The organism is Paenibacillus sp. FJAT-26967 (assembly GCF_001541095.1).
Lineage (GTDB): Bacteria > Bacillota > Bacilli > Paenibacillales > NBRC-103111 > Paenibacillus_F.
The window spans coordinates 2,075,034-2,096,143 of record NZ_LMXH01000001.1 but is presented as its reverse complement, the minus strand read 5'-3'; the positions used below and the strand labels follow the sequence as shown (position 1 = coordinate 2,096,143).

Below are 21,110 nucleotides of genomic sequence, written 5' to 3'. Positions count from 1 at the left end.
CTTACATCAACACTCCATCTTGCTTGCTGCTGCGGAGCCTGCGGAGTTCAGCCTCCAATAGTTCTTTGATGAAGGACTGTTCCTCTTCATAGGGCAGTTCAAGGGATATACGCAGAGCGTTATCCTGATGTTGAACCGTGAAGAAAATGATCGGCTTGCCTGAAGAGATTTTTGCGCCATCTTCCAAATTCTCAAACATCTGCATGTCCTCAAATAACTGTGCTTTATCTGATGATTCACCCAGATAGTTAAACACGATAGGCAGCTGCTCCAGGCTCTGCTTCATATACTGCTTGGACAGCGGATAAGACGAAGACATCTCGTCGCTGTAAATCAGGTTTAGGAAGTTCAGATTTCGAGATACAGCCAGATTCAATTTCCCTTGAATATCCCGGCTTAGATCAAGCTCATCTGTCAACAGCACAGGAATATGATCAATAAATTCGCCTACGGTATCAAAATATTGTTTATCTTCATATTTCCTTCCGTAGTTGGTGAGGAGAATCGGAATTTCAGTCATTTGCAAATAGCTTCGGAAAAACCGGGCCGCTAACCGCAAGGACAAATCCCACATTTGACCGGCTTCGATCGGCCCGCCCCAATCCGCCAGTTCAAGATCCAGTTCGGTAGAACCCGCACGACTGCGCTTACTCACTGCGAAAGCCAGCTCGTTCATGGCACTTGCAAAAGATGAAAGCCTGAATGTTTCAACAAGCTGTTGATCGTTCATTCCTTGAGGCCCTTTGCTAACCTGACGGATATAATCCCGATAGGAATCGGCTCCGGCTCCAGGTTGCTCGGTTATACCCGCATATTCGCGGTACAGCTCGCTTTTGATAACATCGCCGCTCATTCCGTCGTAAATGATATGCGAGCAAGGAAGCAGCAGCAGATGCTCGCGTAAGTTAAGACGGACAAGTGCAATACGATACAGCAGAGATCCCGTCATCTCATAAGGCGTCATGTAGAACTGCGGCAGTATCAGCGAGAGCAGCTGCTTCTGTTTGGCCGCCGGATATTCCGATAAATCCAGCACCGGTAATTGGATCTTCTCCGGCACAGGCATCAGTTCCCACTCGCTGCGCCCTTGCGCCCGAACCAATACGCTTCTCAACAGTTCATGGCGGTTCAAAAGGCGGCTCACGGCTGCGGTTAACCTGCCTGAATCCAACATGAATGCGTCAAACGGGATCACTCCGCCCGAACACAGCGGGTTCTCGAGATGATACAGCTGGGCAGGTCCCAGTGCATATCTCTCTTCGGGCATTGCCGATAGTACGGTTCCGTTCCAAGCTTCGTTCATGACTGCCAGCTGTTCCAGGCACAAATTCGCCTGCTGCTCCGTTTCGTCATCCAACTGCTCGGCGGATAAATCCTGTACACCCCCTTCGTCACCCGACCCGGCTCTTTCTTGTCCCGCGTCTTCGATAGGCGAAACATAGTGCGGATGAAGGTTCGGATGCAGATGGGATTGAATAAATTCGTTCAGTTCATCTGCCCGTTCCGTAATGAATGGGTCCACCCGTAAGATCACACGATTCTTCCCTTCAAGCGGTGCGGATTCAAATTGTGCCCGCACGCCGAAGGTAGCCTCCAGAATAGCTTCAGCGTCCGTATAATTGTCAACAAGTGTGTCAGCTTCGGAACCGGCACTTCCTGCTAGTGCCGATAACTGACGGATCGTCTGGTATTGGAAGACCTCATTGATCCCGATTTCGATGCCGGCGCTCTGCGCTTTTGAGACAAACTGGATCGCCTTCAAAGAGTGGCCGCCAAGCTCGAAGAAATTATCATCGATGCCGATCGTTCCCGCTCCCAGAACATCTTTCCAAATATCGATCAGCCGGCTTTCTGTCGGGTTCCGCGGCGGGGCGTATTCAATGCCTGTCTGAATGTCCCCTTTGGGCGCAGGCAGAGCCTTGCGGTCGATCTTGTTGTTCGGTGTCAGCGGCATCCGATCCAATTGGACGTAATAGGCCGGCATCATGTACCCTGGAAGATTCAGAGTGAGTGCCGCTCTAATTTCGCTGACCGTCAGTTCTTTATCCGCCACGAAATATGCACACAAGTCTTTCTGACCTGTTTCGTTCTCCCGGGCCACTACGATCGTTTTCCGGACAGAAGGTATCGCCATCATCTGCGCTTCTACCTCTCCCAGCTCTATCCGATAGCCCCTGATTTTCACCTGATGATCAAGTCTGCCCAGGTATTCAATCGTACCGTCCGACATCCAGCGGGCCAAATCGCCGGTTCTGTACATCCGTTTGCCCGGCTTGAACGGATCGGTTACAAATTTCTCATCCGTTAACACTTTGTTTCTCATGTACCCGCGTCCGACCCCGTCGCCGCCAATGTATATTTCACCTGCAACCCCTACAGGCACCAGCCTGTTCTGCGGGTCCATCAAATAAACACATTGATTGGCAAGCGGCTTGCCGATCGGAACAGTATGCGTCCATGCTGTTTGTATGTCATCGCCGATGTCATAAGCGGTTGAATCCACACAGCATTCCGTCGGGCCGTAGACATTCGTCATGCTCGGGCGATATCCGGGACGCCTGCTTAAGAACTCGTTAACAAGATGAACAGGCAGAGCCTCCGCTCCAAAAATAAAATGTTTGACGTTTAAATCCGCCACCGGATCTTGCATTTCCGTTAGGAGCTGCAGATGAGCCGGCGTACCGTCCGAAAAATCAATTTGCTCCGTTCTGTAATAATCAGCCAGCTGCTCGCCGCTGGTACTAATTGTTCTCGGTATGACGTAAAGCGTATGTCCCATAAGCAAGCAAGGAAAGATTTGCTTCACCGATGCATCGAATACATACGGAGACAGCCACGCCATACGCATAGGAGCCTCGTACTTGCTGTAGACCTGCCGGGTAAATCCGGTTGTCATGTTAATGACATTGGAGTTCTCGATCATGACGCCTTTGGGTCTGCCGGTCGTACCGGAGGTATACATGACATAGGCCAGATCGTCCGGGTTGCATGCGCTTGTCAGGTTGGAAGCATTTCCTTGAAGCAGCAGCTCACGGTCAAGCGGAATGATCTGCACATCTGCCGGTACAAGAGAAGAGAACTCGGGCTTCGCAAGGACGATATTCACACCGCTGTCTTCCAGCATAAAGTGGATGCGCTCCTGCGGAAACTCCGGATCGATAGGCACATATCCACCGCCGGCTTTTAAGATCCCGAAGATCCCGACGATCATCTCTAACGAGCGTTCCATGATCATGCCGACCAGATGATCCCCTCTAACGCCTTTGGCTCTCAACACGCGAGCCAAGCGGTTTGCCCGCTCGTTTAACTCGCGGTATGTCATTACGCCGCCTTCAAAAACAACCGCTGTCTGATCCGGTGTCCTTTCGACCTGTTCTTCGAACAGTTGATGAATCGTCTTATCCCGCGGATAGTCCGTCTCCGTATCGCCCCATACTTCCAAAATCATCTTGCTTTCTTCGGGAGTAATAATCTCGATTGCGGAAAGTTTCGTCTTCGGATCGTTTGCGATGGCGCGCAGCAGTTGAACAAAATGTTGAGCCATCCGTTCAACGGTTTCACGCTTGTACAGGCTATCCGCGTATTCGATACTGAATGCCATGCCTTCAGAGTTGTCTGAGGCACTGAGCGTCAAATCGAATTTTGCCTCGTTCTGCTCACCGGGACAAAGGCTGACCTGCAAATCTGTAAAGCCCGGCAGCTTAGCCGGCTCCGCATTTTCAAGGACAAACATTGTATCAAAGAGCGGATTACGGCTCATGTCACGCTTGACATCCAGCTTTTCCACCAGCACTTCGAACGGGTAATCCTGATGTTCATAAGCATTCAGCACCAGATCCTTCACTTCCTGCACGAAGTCGTGGAAGGTCTTCTCTCCTTCTGGGAAGCTGCGCAGTGCCAGCGTGTTGACAAACATGCCGATAATAGGCTGCAAATCAGCGTGTTGTCTGCCTGCAATCGGCGTCCCGACAATCATGTCCTCCTGTCCGCTGTATTTGAACAACAATGTCTTGTAAGCAGCCAGCAGGACCATAAATAAGGTTGCCCCTGTCTGCAGGGCGATCTGCTTCAATGCTGCCGCTTCTTGCGGATCAATCGTGAATGCCAGCATACTTCCGGAAGAACTGCGCGTAGAAGGTCTCGCATAATCGGCCGGAATATCCAGGATAGGAATTTCTCCGCTCATTCGTTCCAGCCAATAGGCTTCCTGCTTATTCATCCATTCGCTGGCTGTGTCCGCCTGCTGCCATACGGCATAGTCCTTGTACTGGATACGCAGTGCAGGCAGTTCCAAGCCCTCATACAGCTGAGGAAGTTCATTCAATAAGATGCTCATGGATACACCGTCAGAGATCGTATGGTGCATATCAAACAATAAACGATGGCGCAAAGGCGCTTCCTCCACAAGCGCTGCTCGCAGCAGCGGCGCTTTGTCTAGATCGAACGGGCGGATGAACTTGTTCATCAACGCTCCGGCATCTCTTTCACCAATTGCCTGCATACGCTCCAGCTTGAAATCGACCTTGTCAACTATCCTTTGAACCAGTTCACCCTCAACAAGTTCAAATGCAGTCCGAAGCGTTTCATGGCGGCGAATCAGCTGGGCAAACGCCATCTCAAGCCGCGTAAGATCCAATTCACCTTCCATCAGCAGCATCGCTGACATATTGTAATTGTTCATATGGCTTAAGATATACAGCCGCTTCTGTGCCGTGGAGACCGGATAGCTGTCCCTATATTCGGCTGCCGGAATCCCGGCATACGGGTTGGGCGATAATTTTTCAATGGCTTGTGCCATCTGTTCAATCGTCGGATACAGGAAAATATTCCGCAGCGGGAATGCAACGTCCAGCGACTGGTGAACTCTTGCCGCCAATGTTGTCGCCCGCAGTGAATGTCCTCCAATTTCAAAGAAATTATCCTTAATTCCGACAGACGGAATACCAAGAATTTCTTTCCATATAATTTCCAGTTGCACTTCCAACGTTGTACGCGGAGGCAAGTATTCGACACCCGTCTGATGGTTATCTTCCGGTTTAGGCAGTGCTTTCCGGTCGATTTTGCCATTTGGCGTCAATGGCATATGTTCCAGCTGAAGGAAGTACGGAGGCACCATGTAATTCGGGAGGTTCTCGCTCAGTGAATGGCGAATCTGGCTTGAACTTACTTGCCGCCGAGCAACATAGTACGCGGCCAATTGATTCTGACCCTGCTTGTCAGCATGTGCCAGCACGATCGCTTCCTGCACATTCTCCACTTTCAGAATTTGCGCTTCAACTTCTCCAAGCTCAATCCGGTATCCGCGTATTTTCACCTGATGGTCAATCCGCCCCAGATACTCGATATTACCGTCCGGCATCCATCTCGCCAGGTCTCCTGTCCGGTACATCTTTTCATAACCCGCTTCTCCGGCAGCATAAGGATTCGCCACGAATTTGTCAGCGGTGAGTTCCGGCCGGTTCCAGTATCCTCGTGCCAGACCCGGACCGGAAACGCACAGTTCCCCCGGTACGCCTACCGGTGCCAGATGGCCATGTCCGTCCACCATGTACACCCGGTGGTTTGATACTGGGCGGCCGATGGAAATGATTTCTCCGGCTCTAGGATCTTGGGATACCGGCCAGAATGAGGTCGCAACCGAATTCTCTGTCGGTCCATAACCGTTGAAGTACTCTACATGGTCCTTCCACTTGTACACGAGTTCGGCAGAAGACGCCGAACCGGCTGTGAGCAGAATACGCAAATCCGGAATCCGCTGCGGCTGCAGATAAACGGCATAAGCCGGAGGGAGCGTCGCAATCGTAATCCGGTGCTCCGCCATATACTCTTCCAGCTGCTCATAATTCAAGATCGTCTCCGAGGTCGGCACGTAAAGTGTCGCTCCGCACAGAACAGACTGGATGATCTCGGAGCAAGATGCATCAAACGAATAGCTGGCAAACATCAGCACATGATCAGAAGCGCTAATGCGCAGCATTTGATGAAAATGTGTCGTGAGGTTACTAAGTCCTCGATGCTCCAGCATTACACCTTTGGGCTGGCCTGTTGTTCCTGATGTATAAATCACGTATGCGAGATCGTACGGGCCAGATAATGGCTCCAGATTCGTTCCGTCCTCGTCATACACGGACGTCTCTACACTGCGGTTTGCCGCCCCGCCGGAATCACTTGCTCCCGCATCTTTTTCTCCATCCAGAACTAGCACTTTACCGTCAAAGACTGCTTTTTCTACCAGATGGCTTTGCGTCAACAGGACTGCCGCACCGGAATCATCCAGCATATAGCGGATCCGCTCCGCCGGATAACTCGGATCAACCGGTACATAGGCGCCCCCGGCCTTCAAAATCCCGAAGATCCCTACGATCATATCTACGGAGCGTTCAGTCATCAGGGCGACTAATTGATTCGTTGTCACACCCCTGCTGCGCAGAGTACGGGCCAGGCGGTTTGCACGCTCATTCAGCTCACGATAGCTTAACTGTTCTCCTTCAAAGAACAGTGCCGGCTGCTCCGGTGTCTGCTGAACTTGCGCTTCCAGCAAGCCGTGAATGGTTTGTTCATGTGCATACTGCGCTGATGTATCGCCCCATACGCGAAGTATTTGCTCACGCTCACGCTCAGTCACTGCATCGAGCTCAGTTATCCGTATGTCCGGATTTACAGCTACCCGCTCCAGCAGTTGTGTTAAATGTCCCTGAATTCGCACAATGCTTTCTCGGTCAAACGCCTGTGAATTGTAGCTGAATCTAATCCGAATCGTGTCCCCCGGCAGAACCGCCATGCTAAAGTCATAACCGGTCTGTTCTGCCAGCTCTACTGCAGAGAGATTGAAGCTCTCACCGAACGGCTCCTTCTTAATGTGAACCGGATCATGCTCGAAGACCATGATGTGATTTATTAAATCTTGTTTAAGCTCTGTCAACGCTTGAATGTCCTTGTACGGGAATGCCGCGTAGACGTTAGAAGCAAGCCCTTGCTGATGCGTTCTCCGCAGCAGCTCGGCGAAGCCTTCGCCGTCAATCGCCTGAATGCGGACGGGTACCGTATTGACGAGCTGGCCAATCATGCCCTCCACATCCGGAATGTCCGCAGAGCAACCTGCAGCGACGCTGCCAAAAACGACATCATGAGTTCCGTTGTATTTCTGCAGCAGAATGCCCCATACGGACTGTATCAGCGTGTGAATCGTAACTTGGACGTGATTCGAAATCCTCCTGATTTCATCAGTCAGACCATTACCCAGATCAAAATCCAGATACTCCGTCTTTTCATTCGCATTCTGATGAATTCTGGCTTGCGGCAACCGGGACGGCTCCTCGAATCCCTGCAAGTAGTTGCTCCAGTAATGTAAAGCTTGTCTGCGCTCCCGGTGTACTTTTAGTGCATGAGCGGATTCTTTCTCTGTGAACAGTTCGAACTCACCGAGCTTCATATCCGGCTGGGCTGCAACGGCCTCAGTCAGCCTGACGAAATGACGCGTCATCAGTTCGATTGTTTCCCGCTTATAAAGTGAAGTCGCAAACTGTAAACCGAACTGAATACCCTCATCTTCTTCACTGGCCTCTAAAGTCAAATCGAACTTTGCCGGAGTCTGCTCCAGACCATATGGCCGGAAAATGAGATTTTCAAGTTTCAGTTCGCTTTCCTCAGTGTTTTGCAGGACAAACATCGTATCAAAGAGCGGATTGCGGCTCATATCGCGCTTTATATTCAGTTTCTCCACCAATTCTTCGAAAGGATAATCCTGATTCTCATAAGCTTGCAGCGCAGTCGTTTTCACATCCTTCAGGTAACTAAGGAATGTCTGCTCTTCATTCGGATAATTACGCAGAGCTAGTGTGCCGACGAACATCCCCAGAATCGGTTCCAGATCGGCGTGCGACCTTCCTGCAATCGGTGTACCGACTACAATATCCTCCTGCCCTGTGTACTGATGCAAAAGCGCCGTATATGCTGCCAGCAGGACCATATATAATGTCGATCCCGTTCTTGCCGCCAGGTCTTTCAACTGATCACTGACTTCTCGCTCCAATCTGAATTCCACCATATCCCCATCCGTACTGCGGACGGCCGGGCGGTCAAAGTCTGTCGGCAGGTCCAGAACAGGCAGCTCTCCCCGGAATGTATCCAGCCAATACCTTTCCTGTTGGTTCATCCATTCCTGCTGCGATTCGCTTTGCTGCCATACAGCGTAATCCTTGTATTGAATTCTAAGGGGATTCAATTCCCCGCCGCTGTACAAATGGACAAATTCATCGGCCAGTACGCCAAGCGATATTCCGTCTGAAACGATATGGTGCATGTCAAGCATCAGCAGGTACTGCTGCTCTTCGTCCATCCCCTGCAAACCGAGGTCGATAAGTCCAACGCGAAGCAGAGGAGCCGTTTGGAGATCAAACGGACGTATAAATCCGCGAATCCGCTCTTCCAAGGCTTCATCGGATACTGATTTTTCCTTCGCTTCCTGCTGCTTCGTCAGTTTCAAGTATTCTATCTCAAACGGCACGGAATCTTGGAGCCGCTGTACCGGCTCACTGTCTACAAGTTCAAAAGTCGTGCGGAGCGTTTCATGGCGACTGATCAACTGGCGGAATACTTCTTCCACCCGTTTGATGTCAAGCGGGCCGCTCACATGCAGGACAGACGATGTATTGTAGCTAACCTCTTCCGGTTCGAGCTGGTGAAGGACATACATCCGTTTTTGCGCCGAGGACAATGGATAGCAGCTGCGGTCTTCCGTTACCGGTATGGAGGCGTAGGCTATCTGCTGCATATTCCCCAGAACCTCTGCCAGCTGCTCAATTGTAGGTGCTTCAAAAATACTCCGCAAAGGAAGCGGCTTGTTCATTTCTTTATGAATCCTAGAGGCAAGCGTTGTCGCGCGTAGTGAATGCCCGCCAATTTCAAAGAAGTTATCTTTAATACCTATCTGCGCCAATCCTAGTATATCCTGCCAGATTCGAGTCAACTTAACTTCTATCCAAGTCCGCGGAGCAATATAACCGGACCCGCCTGTATAAACGCCTTCAGGTGCAGGGAGTGCTTTCCGGTCGATTTTACCGTTAGGAGTCAGCGGCATTTGTTCTATCTGAATCAAGTAAGAAGGCACCATGTAATTCGGAAGGTTCTCCGCCAATGAACTGCGCAGCTGGCTTGCGCTCACCTCACGCTCCGCAACATAGTAAGCAATCAATTGATTGTGTCCCTGCGCGTCCTCATGCGCGAGCACGATGGTCTCTTGTACGTCATCCACCTTCAGAATTTGGGCTTCCACCTCACCCAGTTCGATCCGGTAGCCCCGGATTTTCACCTGATGGTCGATCCGCCCCAGATACTCGATATTACCGTCCGGCATCCATCTCGCCAGATCTCCTGTACGGTACATTCGTTCGTAGCCCTTAGTACCGCTATGGAAAGGATTCGGAACAAATTTCTCTTCCGTAAGCTCCGCCCGGCCTAAATATCCTCGTGCCAATCCCGGACCTGAGACGCATAATTCACCCGCTATACCGATTGGCGCAAGATGCCCGTGCACATCTACCATGTACACCCGGTGATTCGGCACCGGACGTCCGATGGAAATCAGCTCACCTGCCCTCGGATCTGCCGACACCGGCCATACGGACGTTGCTACCGAGTTCTCCGTCGGGCCATAAGCGTTGTAGTAGGCAACCTCACTCTGCCACTTGTTAACCAATTCTGTAGTGGCGGCCGAGCCGGCTGTGAACAGAATGCGCAAGTGAGGTATTCGCTGCGGTTCCAGGTATACCGCAAATGTCGGTGGCAGCGTCGCAATCGAAATCCGGTGTTCCGCCATATATTGCTCCAGAAGCTCATAGTCCATAATCGTCTCGGACGTCGGCATGTACAGTGTCGCTCCATACAGTAACCCCTGCAACATTTCCCAGCATGCTGCATCGAATGAATAACTCGCAAATTGAAGAACGTGGTCGGCTAAACCGATGTTCAGCGTTCGATCGAAATATGTTTTCAGGTTGCACAGACCCTGATGCTCGAGCATCACACCTTTGGGCTGTCCGGTTGTTCCCGATGTATAGATCACATACGCCAGATCATGAGGCCCAGATACCGGTTCCAGATTAGAACCGTCTTCGTGATACACAGGAGAGCAGATCAGAGGCGCAGCCGATTCCCCATCTCCGTTTGCGCCAGCTGGCTGTCCTTTCTCTTCGCCATCCAGTATAATCACTTTTCCGTCAAAAGCCGCTTTCTCCAACAGGTGGCTTTGAGCCACGAGCAGATTCGCACCGGAGTCTTTCAGCATATAGCGAATACGTTCCTCCGGATAGGCCGGATCAACGGGCACATACGCACCGCCGGCTTTCAAAATCCCTAGAATACCTACGATCATATCTAACGACCGATCGGTCATCAGTCCGACCAATTGATCGGTTGTCACCCCGTAATTACGCAGAGTACGGGCCAAGCGGTTTGCACGTTCGTTCAGCTCGCGGTAAGTCAACTGCTTGCCTTCAAAGAAGAGTGCAGGTTGCTCCGGTGTCTCCGCTGCTTGCGCTTCGAACAAGCCATGAATCGTATGCTCACGGGCATATTCCGCTGCCGTATCGCCCCAAACATCGACGATAAGCTCACGTTCCTGATCGGTTACTACATCCAGTTCATCAATTCGAATGTATTGATTTGCCGATACCTGCTCCAGTAGACGTATCAGGTGCCCTTGTATCTGTTCTACATTTTCCCGGTCAAACTTATGAGCGTTGTAGCCAAATATGATCCGGATCGAATTCCCCGGCAGAATCACCACATTGAAGTCATAGTTTGTCTGCTCGACCGACTCGACTGAATTTATGCTGAAACTCGCTTCTTCCCCATCACCTAACTGCTCGATTTGTTCATCCACCGGATAATTTTCGAACACCATAATATGATCGATCATATCCTGCTTATGCTCCGTCAGCGCCTGAATTTCAAATAGAGGGAACGTGTCATAGGAGCCGGAGGACAGTGCATTCAGCTGAGTTTTTTTCATTAAATCGGCAAAAGTTTCACCCTCATCGGACAGAACACGAACCGGTATTGTATTAATAAACAAGCCAATCATGCCCTCGACATTCGGAATGTCAGAGGGACGTCCGGATACGACACTTCCAAACACCACATCATTCGTCCCGTTGTACTTTTGCAGCAGAATACCCCAAATCGTCTGCATCAGCGTATTGATCGTCACTTGATAATGCTTGGCGATCCGCTGAAGTCCAGCCGTCAAGTCCACACCCAGACTAAAGTCAAGATGCTCCGACTGATAATCCTGCCGCCCTTGAGATTTGGCCTGAGGCAGCCGAGACGGTTCCTCAAATCCATCGAGGTAACTGCTCCAGTAACGCGAAGCTTCCTCATGATCCTGCTGCTCCAGCCATTCAATATACCAGCTGTAAGGTGTTACGGGTGCTAGTTCAGGCTGTTTATGGGCAAGCGCCGCAAAATAACCGGCAAATACTTCATTCGTTACCAGGGACAAGCACCAGCCGTCCATCACAATATGGTGGAAGCTCCAGACAAAACGATAGGAATCTTCTCCCGTGCGCAGAATCGCCACACGCATTAAAGCATCCTGCGCCAGGTTAAATCCTCTCTCTTTGTCTTTACGCGTATATGCGAGAATATACTCGCTTTGTCTGTCCTCTTGCAGATCTCGCAAATCTTCTACAATCAGTTCACTGCGCTTGTTGCGGAATACCACTTGAAGCGGTTCATCCTGCCAGCCGCTATAGAAATTGGTCCGCAGTACGGAATGCCTCTGCACCAGCAAATCCAAACTCGCCGCAAAAGCTTCGATTTTAAAGTCCCCTTTAAGATCAAAGGACGACTGCTCGAAATAGGCAACGGACTGCGAATCCATTAAGTTAAAAAACAGCATTCCCTTCTGCATCGGGGTCAGCGCGTATATATTCTCCAGTTCCCCGACCGGCCGTGTCTGCTCCACAATTTCGTCCAATTGCTCAGCTGTCAGCTTCTTAAACAGGACATCGCTCGGTGTCAATTCTGACCGTTCTTTAGACGCGCAGTGATGGATAACTTCAAGCAGATTCTCCTTGAGGCGTTCAGCCAGATGCTCAACAGTACTGCTGCGGAACGCTTTACGGTTATACCGCAGCTCCAGCTCCAGCTTTCCTCCCGTTACCATACCGCCTATATCCAGTGCATATTTCATCTCCGTCCGGTCACTTTCACCCGACCCGGTAGAATAAGGAGAAGTCATCATATCGCTATTATGAAGATCCTGGTCGAACTCACCCAGATAGTTAAAGCATATCTCCGCCTCAGGATGATTCATGCCCGCGCGTCCCGACTGGCTGAGGTACTTCCAAATACCGTAGCCAATCCCCTTATGCGGAATATGGCGCAGACTTTCCTTGACCTGTTTGATTTGTCCGGATACTTCCGGTGATTTGCCGATGTCCAGCAGCACCGGGTACTGGCTCGTAAACCAGCCGATCGTACGCGATATATCGGTACCCGGTAAAATATCTTCACGCCCGTGGCCTTCCAGATTAATCAATGTCCGTTCATTGCCCGTCCAGTCATACAAAGCTCTGCCGAGAGCGGTAAGCAGCAGGTCGTTCACTTCCGTGTTGTATGCACGATGGGATTGTTTCAGAAGCTGATCCGTCGTTTCTTCCGAAAGTTTCACCCTTACTGCATCCGTATCGGTTATTCTAAATCTGCCGTCATGCTCCATGTCCTCAGGTAATGGAACGTAGCTAGATACAGCAGCTTCGTTTACACCTTCCCAATAGGATTTCTCGTTCAACATGGCCGTACTATTCGCATAAACAGACAGCCGCTCGGACCAGGCTTGGTACGAATCCGTTTTGTCCGGCAATACAATGACTTCTCCGCCCAAAGCTTGTTCATAAGCATTCGCCAAATCTTCAAAGAGAATGCGCCATGAAACTCCATCAACCACCAGATGGTGAATAACGATCAGCAGATGATCCCCGTCTGTGCAGCGGAACAAACCGAGCCTCAGAAGCGGACCGTCATTCAGGTTTACACTGCTCTGAATTTCACTCGATTTGGCCTCAATAGCCTGTCCTAGTTCAGCTTCGTCCGTTATTTGTCTGAAGTCGGCTGCATCCAGATGATAGAGCGTACCTTCATGAATCCCGCGATTCCACGCTTCATAACCATGCTGCGTCCGGCGGAATACCGTCCGCAGCGCATCATGATGCTGGACCAGTTTCGTTAGGGCTTGTCTCAGTGCCGGTTCGTTGAAGCCGTCCACCCTATGAAGCATGACAACCTGATTGAAGTGATGCGGTGCCTCCTGATCTTGCTCGACAAACCAGTGCTGGATCGGAGTCAGCGCAACGCTGCCCGTAACTTCACCTTGCTCGGCCGTTTTGATTCCGGCTAATCGGAGATGTGCGGCAAGATCGAGTGCGCTCGGATACTTAAATAAGTCTTTCATTTCCAGCTTATATCCCGCCTGGAGCAATCGGGATGAGACCTGAATAGCCTTGATCGAATCCCCGCCCAAATCAAAGAAATTATCCAGCATACCTACTTTCGGCACACCCAATACGGTTTGCCATACAGAAGCCAAAGCTTGCTGCGCAGCTGTCTGAGGAGCTACATATTCGGTTGTGCTCAGAATGTTTCCTTCCGGTTCAGGCAATGCTTTACGGTTGATTTTACCGTTTGGCGTTAAAGGAATATGATCCAGCCGTACAAAATAGGAAGGTACCATATACGCCGGTATTTCTTGTGCGAGCCTAGTTCTAAGCTCTCCGACATTCCACTCACGGTCAGCTGTAAAATAAGCGCAGAGAACCTTTTGTCCGAACTCATCCTCCCGCGCAATCACGACTGCTTCTCTTACGGAATCCAGATTGAGCAAATGAGCTTCGACTTCGCCCAGCTCAATGCGATAGCCGCGAATTTTGACCTGCTCATCCATGCGGCCATGATATTCCAATGTCCCGTCCTCACGCCAGCGCACGAGGTCCCCTGTCCGGTACAAGCGATCCCCCGCTGCAAACGGGTTCGCGATAAATCTCTCGGCTGTCAGTTCCGGACGGTTCAAATAACCCCGCGCAACCCCGTCTCCGCCGACAACCAGTTCGCCCCAGGCTCCCACCGGCTGGAGGTTAAAAGCTGCATCCACAACATATGCTGTAGAGTTGCGGATCGGTCGACCGATCGGTACGGTATCGAATTGTTCCCCCTCAATAAGATGAGTGGTCGAGAAGGTCGTATTCTCCGTCGGCCCGTACCCGTTAATGATGCTCATAGCCGGATTATCCTGCAGCACCCGGTTAATGTGCGGAACAGACAGCTTATCGCCGCCGACAAGCAAGTGTTTCACATCACCGAACAATCTGCTGTCCTGTTGAGAGAGCTGATTGAACAGCGGCGTAGTCAGCCACATCATCGTAATGTGATGATCACTTATCGTTTTCTTGAGCTTCGCCGCATCCAGAAGGTCATCCTTGCGCACGAGTACAAGCTGTCCTCCGTTCAGCAGAGCGCCCCATATTTCAAATGTCGACACATCGAATACAAACGCACAGGTCTGCAGCATCCGGGTTGATTCGTCGAACTGTGCATAATCTGTATTCCGCACAAGACGAACCACACTTTGGTGCTCAACGACCACACCTTTCGGTTTACCTGTCGATCCGGAAGTATAGATGACATATGCGGCATTGTTCCCCGAACCTTCAAGCGCCAAATTGGAATCATCCGGATTGTAGGATCTCTCGGCATTCAAATCAAGAACCTGCCCGTCAAAATAGCAGCGGTCCAGCAGATGGTGCTGTGCCAGAACTATGCCGGCTCCCGAGTCTTCCAGAATATAACGAATGCGGTCTTCCGGGTATTCCACATCCACGGGCACATAAGCACCCCCGGCTTTCAGAATCGCCAGTGTTCCTATAATCATATCCAACGAACGCTCGCTCAGAATACCGACAGGCTCATCCGTCTTCACTCCCGCTTCCAGCAGAGTACGCGCTAAGCGGTTAGCTGTCTCGTTAAGCTCCCGGTAGGTCAGAGATTGACTTCCGAGCGCAACGGCAATATGGTCCGGTGTACGTTCAACCTGTTCTTCAAACAGTTCTTGAATAGTATGATCGCGCGGATATTCAGCTGTAGTGTTGTTGTATTCAACGAGTATCTTTCTTTTTTCGGCTGCAGTGACGAGTTCCAGCTCTTCTAACCGTATATCAGGTTTAATGGAAATTTGTTCCAATAAGCGGGCTAAATGCCCTCCTAACCTTTGTATTCCTGATAGGTCAAAAGCGAGCGCATTATAAAGGAAGCTGATTTTTATGCCATTCCCCGGCATCACGATCACATTAAGATCATAGTTCGTCTGTTCCATGGCCACGACGTTCGATATCGTGAATGTGGCGTCGTCACCGTCACCCAGTTGCTCGATTTGCTCTTCCATAGGATAATTCTCAAAAACCATAATATGGTTAATCAAGTCCTGTTTTTGATCCGTAAGCGCTTGGATTTCATACAGCGGGAACGTATCGTAAGCATTGGAAGCAAGAGCCTGGACCTGAGTTCTCTGCATCAACTCTCCAAAAGTCTCATCCCCAACGGATTGGATACGGACTGGAATCGTATTAATAAACAGGCCAATGATATGCTCCACATTCGGAATATCCGTCGGCCGACCGGAGACGACACTGCCAAATACAACATCTTTAGCGCCATTGTATTTGTGCAGCAGAGTCCCCCATACGCTCTGCATCAACGTATTAATCGTCACTTGATATCTCTTTGCGATCTGCTGAAGTCTGTCACTCAGCTCATTGTCCAGGTCAAAATCAAAGTGCTCCGCTTGGTAGCCTGTTTTATCCTGAACGCTTGCCTGGGGCAGACGGAACTGCTCCTCGTACCCATCCAAATAAGTACTCCAGTAATTGGAGGCTTCCTGACGGTCCTGCTGCTCCAGCCACTCAATGTACTGGCTGTAAGGCGTGACCGGCAACAACTCCGGCTGCTTGTCGGCAAGAAGCGCAAAGTAGCTTGCAAACACTTCATTGGTCACCAGCGACAGGCACCAGCCATCCATCAGAATATGGTGGAAACTCCAGATAAGACGATACTCTTCCTCACCTGTGCGTAAAATCGCCACACGCATTAAGGCATCCTTTTCCAGGTCAAAGCCTCTTTGCTTATCTTTTCGCGTAAATTCAACAATATAATCATTCCGGTGCTCTTCCTGCACATCACGCAAATCCTCAATATACAGCTCCCTGCGTTTATTGCGGTATACCACCTGGAGAGGTTCGTCCTTCCAGCCTCTGTAGAAGTTCGTCCGGAGTACCGCATGTCTTTGCACCAACAGATCCAGACTTTCCGCAAACGCAGCAATAGTGAAATGCCCCTTCAGGTCAAAGGAGGACTGCTCAAAATAAGCACCAGACTGTGAATCCAGAAGGTTGTGAAACAGCATTCCTTTCTGCATCGGGGTCATTCTGTATACATTCTCCAGCTCTCCGACCGGCCGGGTCTGGTCCACAATAATGTCCAGCTGCTCCTGCGTAATATCTTTAATAAGGACGTCGCTCGGGGTCAGCTCAACCCGCTCGCGGGATACGCAGTGCCGGATTACTTCAAGTAAATTATCTTTCAGACGCTCAGCCAAATAAAGGGCCGTATCCCTGCTTAACGCCTTACGGTTATACCGGATGTCCAGCTCCAGCATCCCGTCCGTCACCATTCCGCCTACATCCAGAGGGAACTTCATCTCGGTTTGATCGTTAACGTCCGACCCAGTCGAATAAGGCGAAGTGCGCATGTCACTATTGTGCAGAACTTGATCAAACTCGCCCAAATAGTTGAAGTTTACTTGCGGCTCCGTATAAAGGACGCTTGTCTGTCCGGCTTGGCTGAGATATCTCCAAATCCCGTAACCGATCCCTTTGTTCGGAATCTGACGCAATTCTTCCTTGATTTGTTTAACCTGTCCCGAAACATCTGAGGATGGGCCGATATTCAGCAGCACCGGATATTGGCTCGTAAACCAGCCGATCGTCCTCGAAATATCCGTATCCGGCAAAATATCTTCACGTCCGTGTCCTTCCAGATGGATCAAGGTCCGTTCCTTGCCTGTCCAGTCGTACAGCGTCCTGCCAAGGGCGGTCAGCAGTAAATCGTTCACTTCTGTGTTGTATGCGCGATGTGCCTGCTTCAGCAGCTGATCGGTCTCTTCCTTGGTGAGCTTCACCGCAACTGTTTCTGTATCACGTATCAAAAATTTGCCATCATGCTCCAGATCTTCAGGCAGCGGAACATAGTCTGAGCCGGCCGCATCGTTTACACGCTCCCAGTAGGCACGTTCATTTGCCATTTCCGGACTGTCGGCGAAAACAGACAACCGCTCGGACCAGTCACGGAAAGAATCCGTTTTGTCAGGCAATACAATAACTTCTCCGGCCAAAGCTTGTTCATAGGCATTCGCCAAATCTTCAAAGAGAATGCGCCAAGATACTCCGTCTATAACTAAATGATGAATCACCATCAGTAAATGATCGCCATCCGCGCAGCGGAACAATCCGAGTTTCAGGAGAGGGCCTTCACTCAGTCGAATGCTACTTTGAATCTCATTGGATTTGGATTCAATGGCCCGGCTCAATTCGGGACCTGTGAGCGAAGACGGGAAGTTCATTACCTCCAGATGGTACAGCTCACCTTCATGGGTTCCGCGATTCCACGCTTCATAACTATGCGCTGTCTTGCGGAAAACCATCCTGAGCGCATCATGATGCCGGACCAGCTTCGTCAGCGCCTGGCGCAGCGCCGGTTCATGGAATCCCTGTTCCCTGTGAAGCATAACAGCCTGATTGAAGTGCTGTGGTGCTAAGTGATCCTGCTCCGCAAACCACAGCTGGATCGGTGTTAGCGGCACCTTACCCGCTACTTCGCCTTGTTCGGCAGTTTTGGTGCCGGCCATGCGCAGATATCCGGCAAGCTCACCTACAGTCGGATGCTTAAACAAGTCCTTCATGTCAAGCTTGTAGCCTGCCTGAAGCAGACGCGATGACACTTGAATGGCTTTGATCGAGTCTCCGCCTAAATCAAAGAAATTATCCAGCAACCCGATTTTTGGCGCTCCCAGCACGGTTTGCCAGACAGTAACCAGCGCTTGCTGCGCGGAGGTCCGGGGAGCCATATATTCACTTCGGCTCTGAGCGTTTCCTTCTGGTGCAGGCAGAGATTTCCGGTCAATTTTCCCGTTAGGAGTCAGCGGCATTTGCTCCATCTGCATAAAGTACGACGGCACCATATAGTTCGGAAGTTCCTCGCCCAGTAAACGGCGCAATTCACTTGATTGAATATTACGCTCGGCCACGTAGTAGGCAACAAGTTGATTCTGGCCCTGCTCGTCCGCACGGGCCAGCACGATCACTTCCTGTATATCTTCCACTTTCAATATCTGCGCTTCGACCTCGCCCAGCTCAATCCGGTATCCCCGGATTTTCACCTGATGGTCAATCCGCCCCAGGTACTCGATGTTGCCGTCCGGCATCCATCTTGCCAAGTCCCCCGTCCGGTACATTCTTTCATAGCCGGCTTCTCCGCCGGAGAATGGATTTAGTACGAATTTCTCAGCCGTAAGCTCCGGACGATCCAAATACCCGCGTGCAAGACCAGGACCGGTCACGCACAGCTCACCTGCTACGCCTACAGGCGCCAGATGACCATGCCCATCCACCATATACACCCGGTGGTTCGGCATCGGGCGGCCAATCGAAATAAGCTCTCCTGCCCTCGGATCTTCCGATACCGGCCAGATCGACGTCGCTACCGAGTTTTCAGTAGGTCCATAGCCGTTGTAGTAGGCAACCCGGTCTTTCCATTTGTGCACCAGTTCAGCGGAGGAAGCAGATCCCGCCGTGAACAGAATCCGCAGGTCCGGCATCCGCTGCGGCTTCAGGTATACCGCATAAGTCGGCGGTAAGGCGGCCACGGTAATCTGATTGTCCGCCATGTACTGTTCAAACCGTTCGTAATTCAGAATGGTCTCCGACGTTGGCACATACAGCGCAGCTCCGCAGAATAGCGCCTGGAAGATCTCCCAGCAAGCGGCATCAAACGAATAACTGGCGAACAGCAGTGCACGGTCTGATAAACCGATTTGTAACGTGTGATCAAAATACGACTTCAGGTTGCACAGACCGTGATGTTCAACCATGACGCCCTTAGGCTGCCCTGTAGTTCCCGACGTATAGATCACATAAGCCAAATCGTCAGGACCTGACACCGGCTCAAGATTTGAACCATCGGCGTGATACACCGGCGACTCTTCATCCAGTACAAGAATCTTACCGTTAAATTCGGCCTTATCCTTCAGATGACTTTGGGTTAACAGTAAATCAGCACCAGAGTCGTCCAGCATATAACGAATACGTTCCTCAGGATAAGCCGGGTCAATCGGCACATAGGCGCCGCCCGCTTTCATAATTCCGAAAATCGCTACAATCATATCTGCCGATCGCTCGGTCATCAGGCCGACCAGACGATCCCTGGTTACACCTTGGCTGCGCAGAGTGCGTGCAAGACGGTTGGCTCGTTCGTTCAATTCACGATAAGTCAGTGTCTGCTCTTCAAACACAACCGCTACCGCTTCCGGTGTCTTGGCAGCCTGCTTCTCGAAACAAAGATGAATGGTAGACTCGGCCTCATACCCGTTCTGAGTGTCGTTAAAATCCGCCAGTATCTGCTTCTTCTCCTCGACTGTCAGGAAATCCAAATCCGAAATTTGAATGTCCGGGTTCTGAATAATCAGCTCCATGGCCTGGCTGAGATGCCCCGCAATTCGTTCGATCACCTGTTTGTCATAGACGGCCCCGTTAAAACTGAAGCAAATTTCAAGTTCTCTGCCGGGTACGACAATTACGTTGAGATCGTAATTCGTCTGTGCAACATCTTCTACTTCGGCAATTTGAAGCGCATCCGGATCTTTAGCGTTAATCAGTTCCTCGGAATAAGGGTAATTTTCAAAAACGATAATATGACGTATCAGATTTTGCTTCAAGACCGTATAATTTTGAATATCAGACAATGACATATACGAATACCGGTTGGATTCCATGTTGGAAGTCTGAACGGAACTAATCAGGTCGGAGAACCGCATTTCCGCTTCGCTATGGATACGGACCGGTATTGTGTTAATGAACAATCCGACCATATCCTCAATACCCGGAATTTCATCCGGTCTGCCGGAAACAACAGATCCGAAAACAACATCCGTACTGTTGTTGTACTTTTGCAGAAGTACTCCCCAAAGAGTTTGAAATAAGGTGCTTACTGTAACGCGGTATTGCTTGGCTACAAGCTCCATACCTTGAGTCAGCTTCTCAGCCCATTTGTATGTAAACCGTTCCGACTGAAATGAGCGATCCGGTGAACGCGTATACCCGGGAACAGTCGTTTCACTCTCAAAGTCCAGTAAATACCGCTGCCAATAAGCTTTCGCTTCATCCTTATTTTGTCTTTCCAGCCACTGGATAAAGCTGCTGAACGGATAGACGGGCGCTAATTGGATAGGAACGCCATCGCGAAGTGATGTGTAAATATCGAAGAAATCTTTGACTACCGTTCCCATACACCAGCCGTCCATCACAATATGATGCACACTCCAGGTCAGCTTACACGTCCCATCCCCCCACTCGGTCAAGGCAAGCCGGATCGGAATATCCTCCTCCAGATGGAATCCTTTCTGCCGTTCTCCCTTCAGAAAAGCTTCAAACCGGCTCTTTTTCTCCTCTTCAGGAAGGCCGCTTAAATCTTCGGTATGAATGGCTTCCGCCTGACGCTGCTCCAATACCACTTGAAGAGGGCGCTCGGTTTCCTTGTAGATAAAGACCGTACGGAAAATATCATACCGGTCGACCAGCTTCTGTAAGCTTTGTTGGACCAGGCCGGCGTTCAATATTTCATGAAAAGTAATGATCGATTGCTCAAAATAGGCCTCTGACACTTCATCGAGGATAGAATGAAACAATAATCCTTCCTGCATAGGGGATAACGGATAGAGATCTTTAATTTTTACCTGTTCCAAAAAATTCACCTCTCCATTTACATGCAAAATTTAGGCTCAAGCTTGC

General features: G+C 50.5%; 1 protein-coding gene. It reads right to left on the bottom strand.

Going from position 1 to position 21,110, the window contains the following annotated elements:
• Position 1: 1 nt before the first annotated feature.
• Positions 2-21,064 (bottom strand): non-ribosomal peptide synthetase, encoded by a 21,063-nt coding sequence (locus tag AR333_RS09160; RefSeq protein WP_068774947.1) that lies wholly within the window; start codon positions 21,062-21,064, stop codon positions 2-4.
• Between the last annotated feature and the right edge of the window lie 46 nt (positions 21,065-21,110).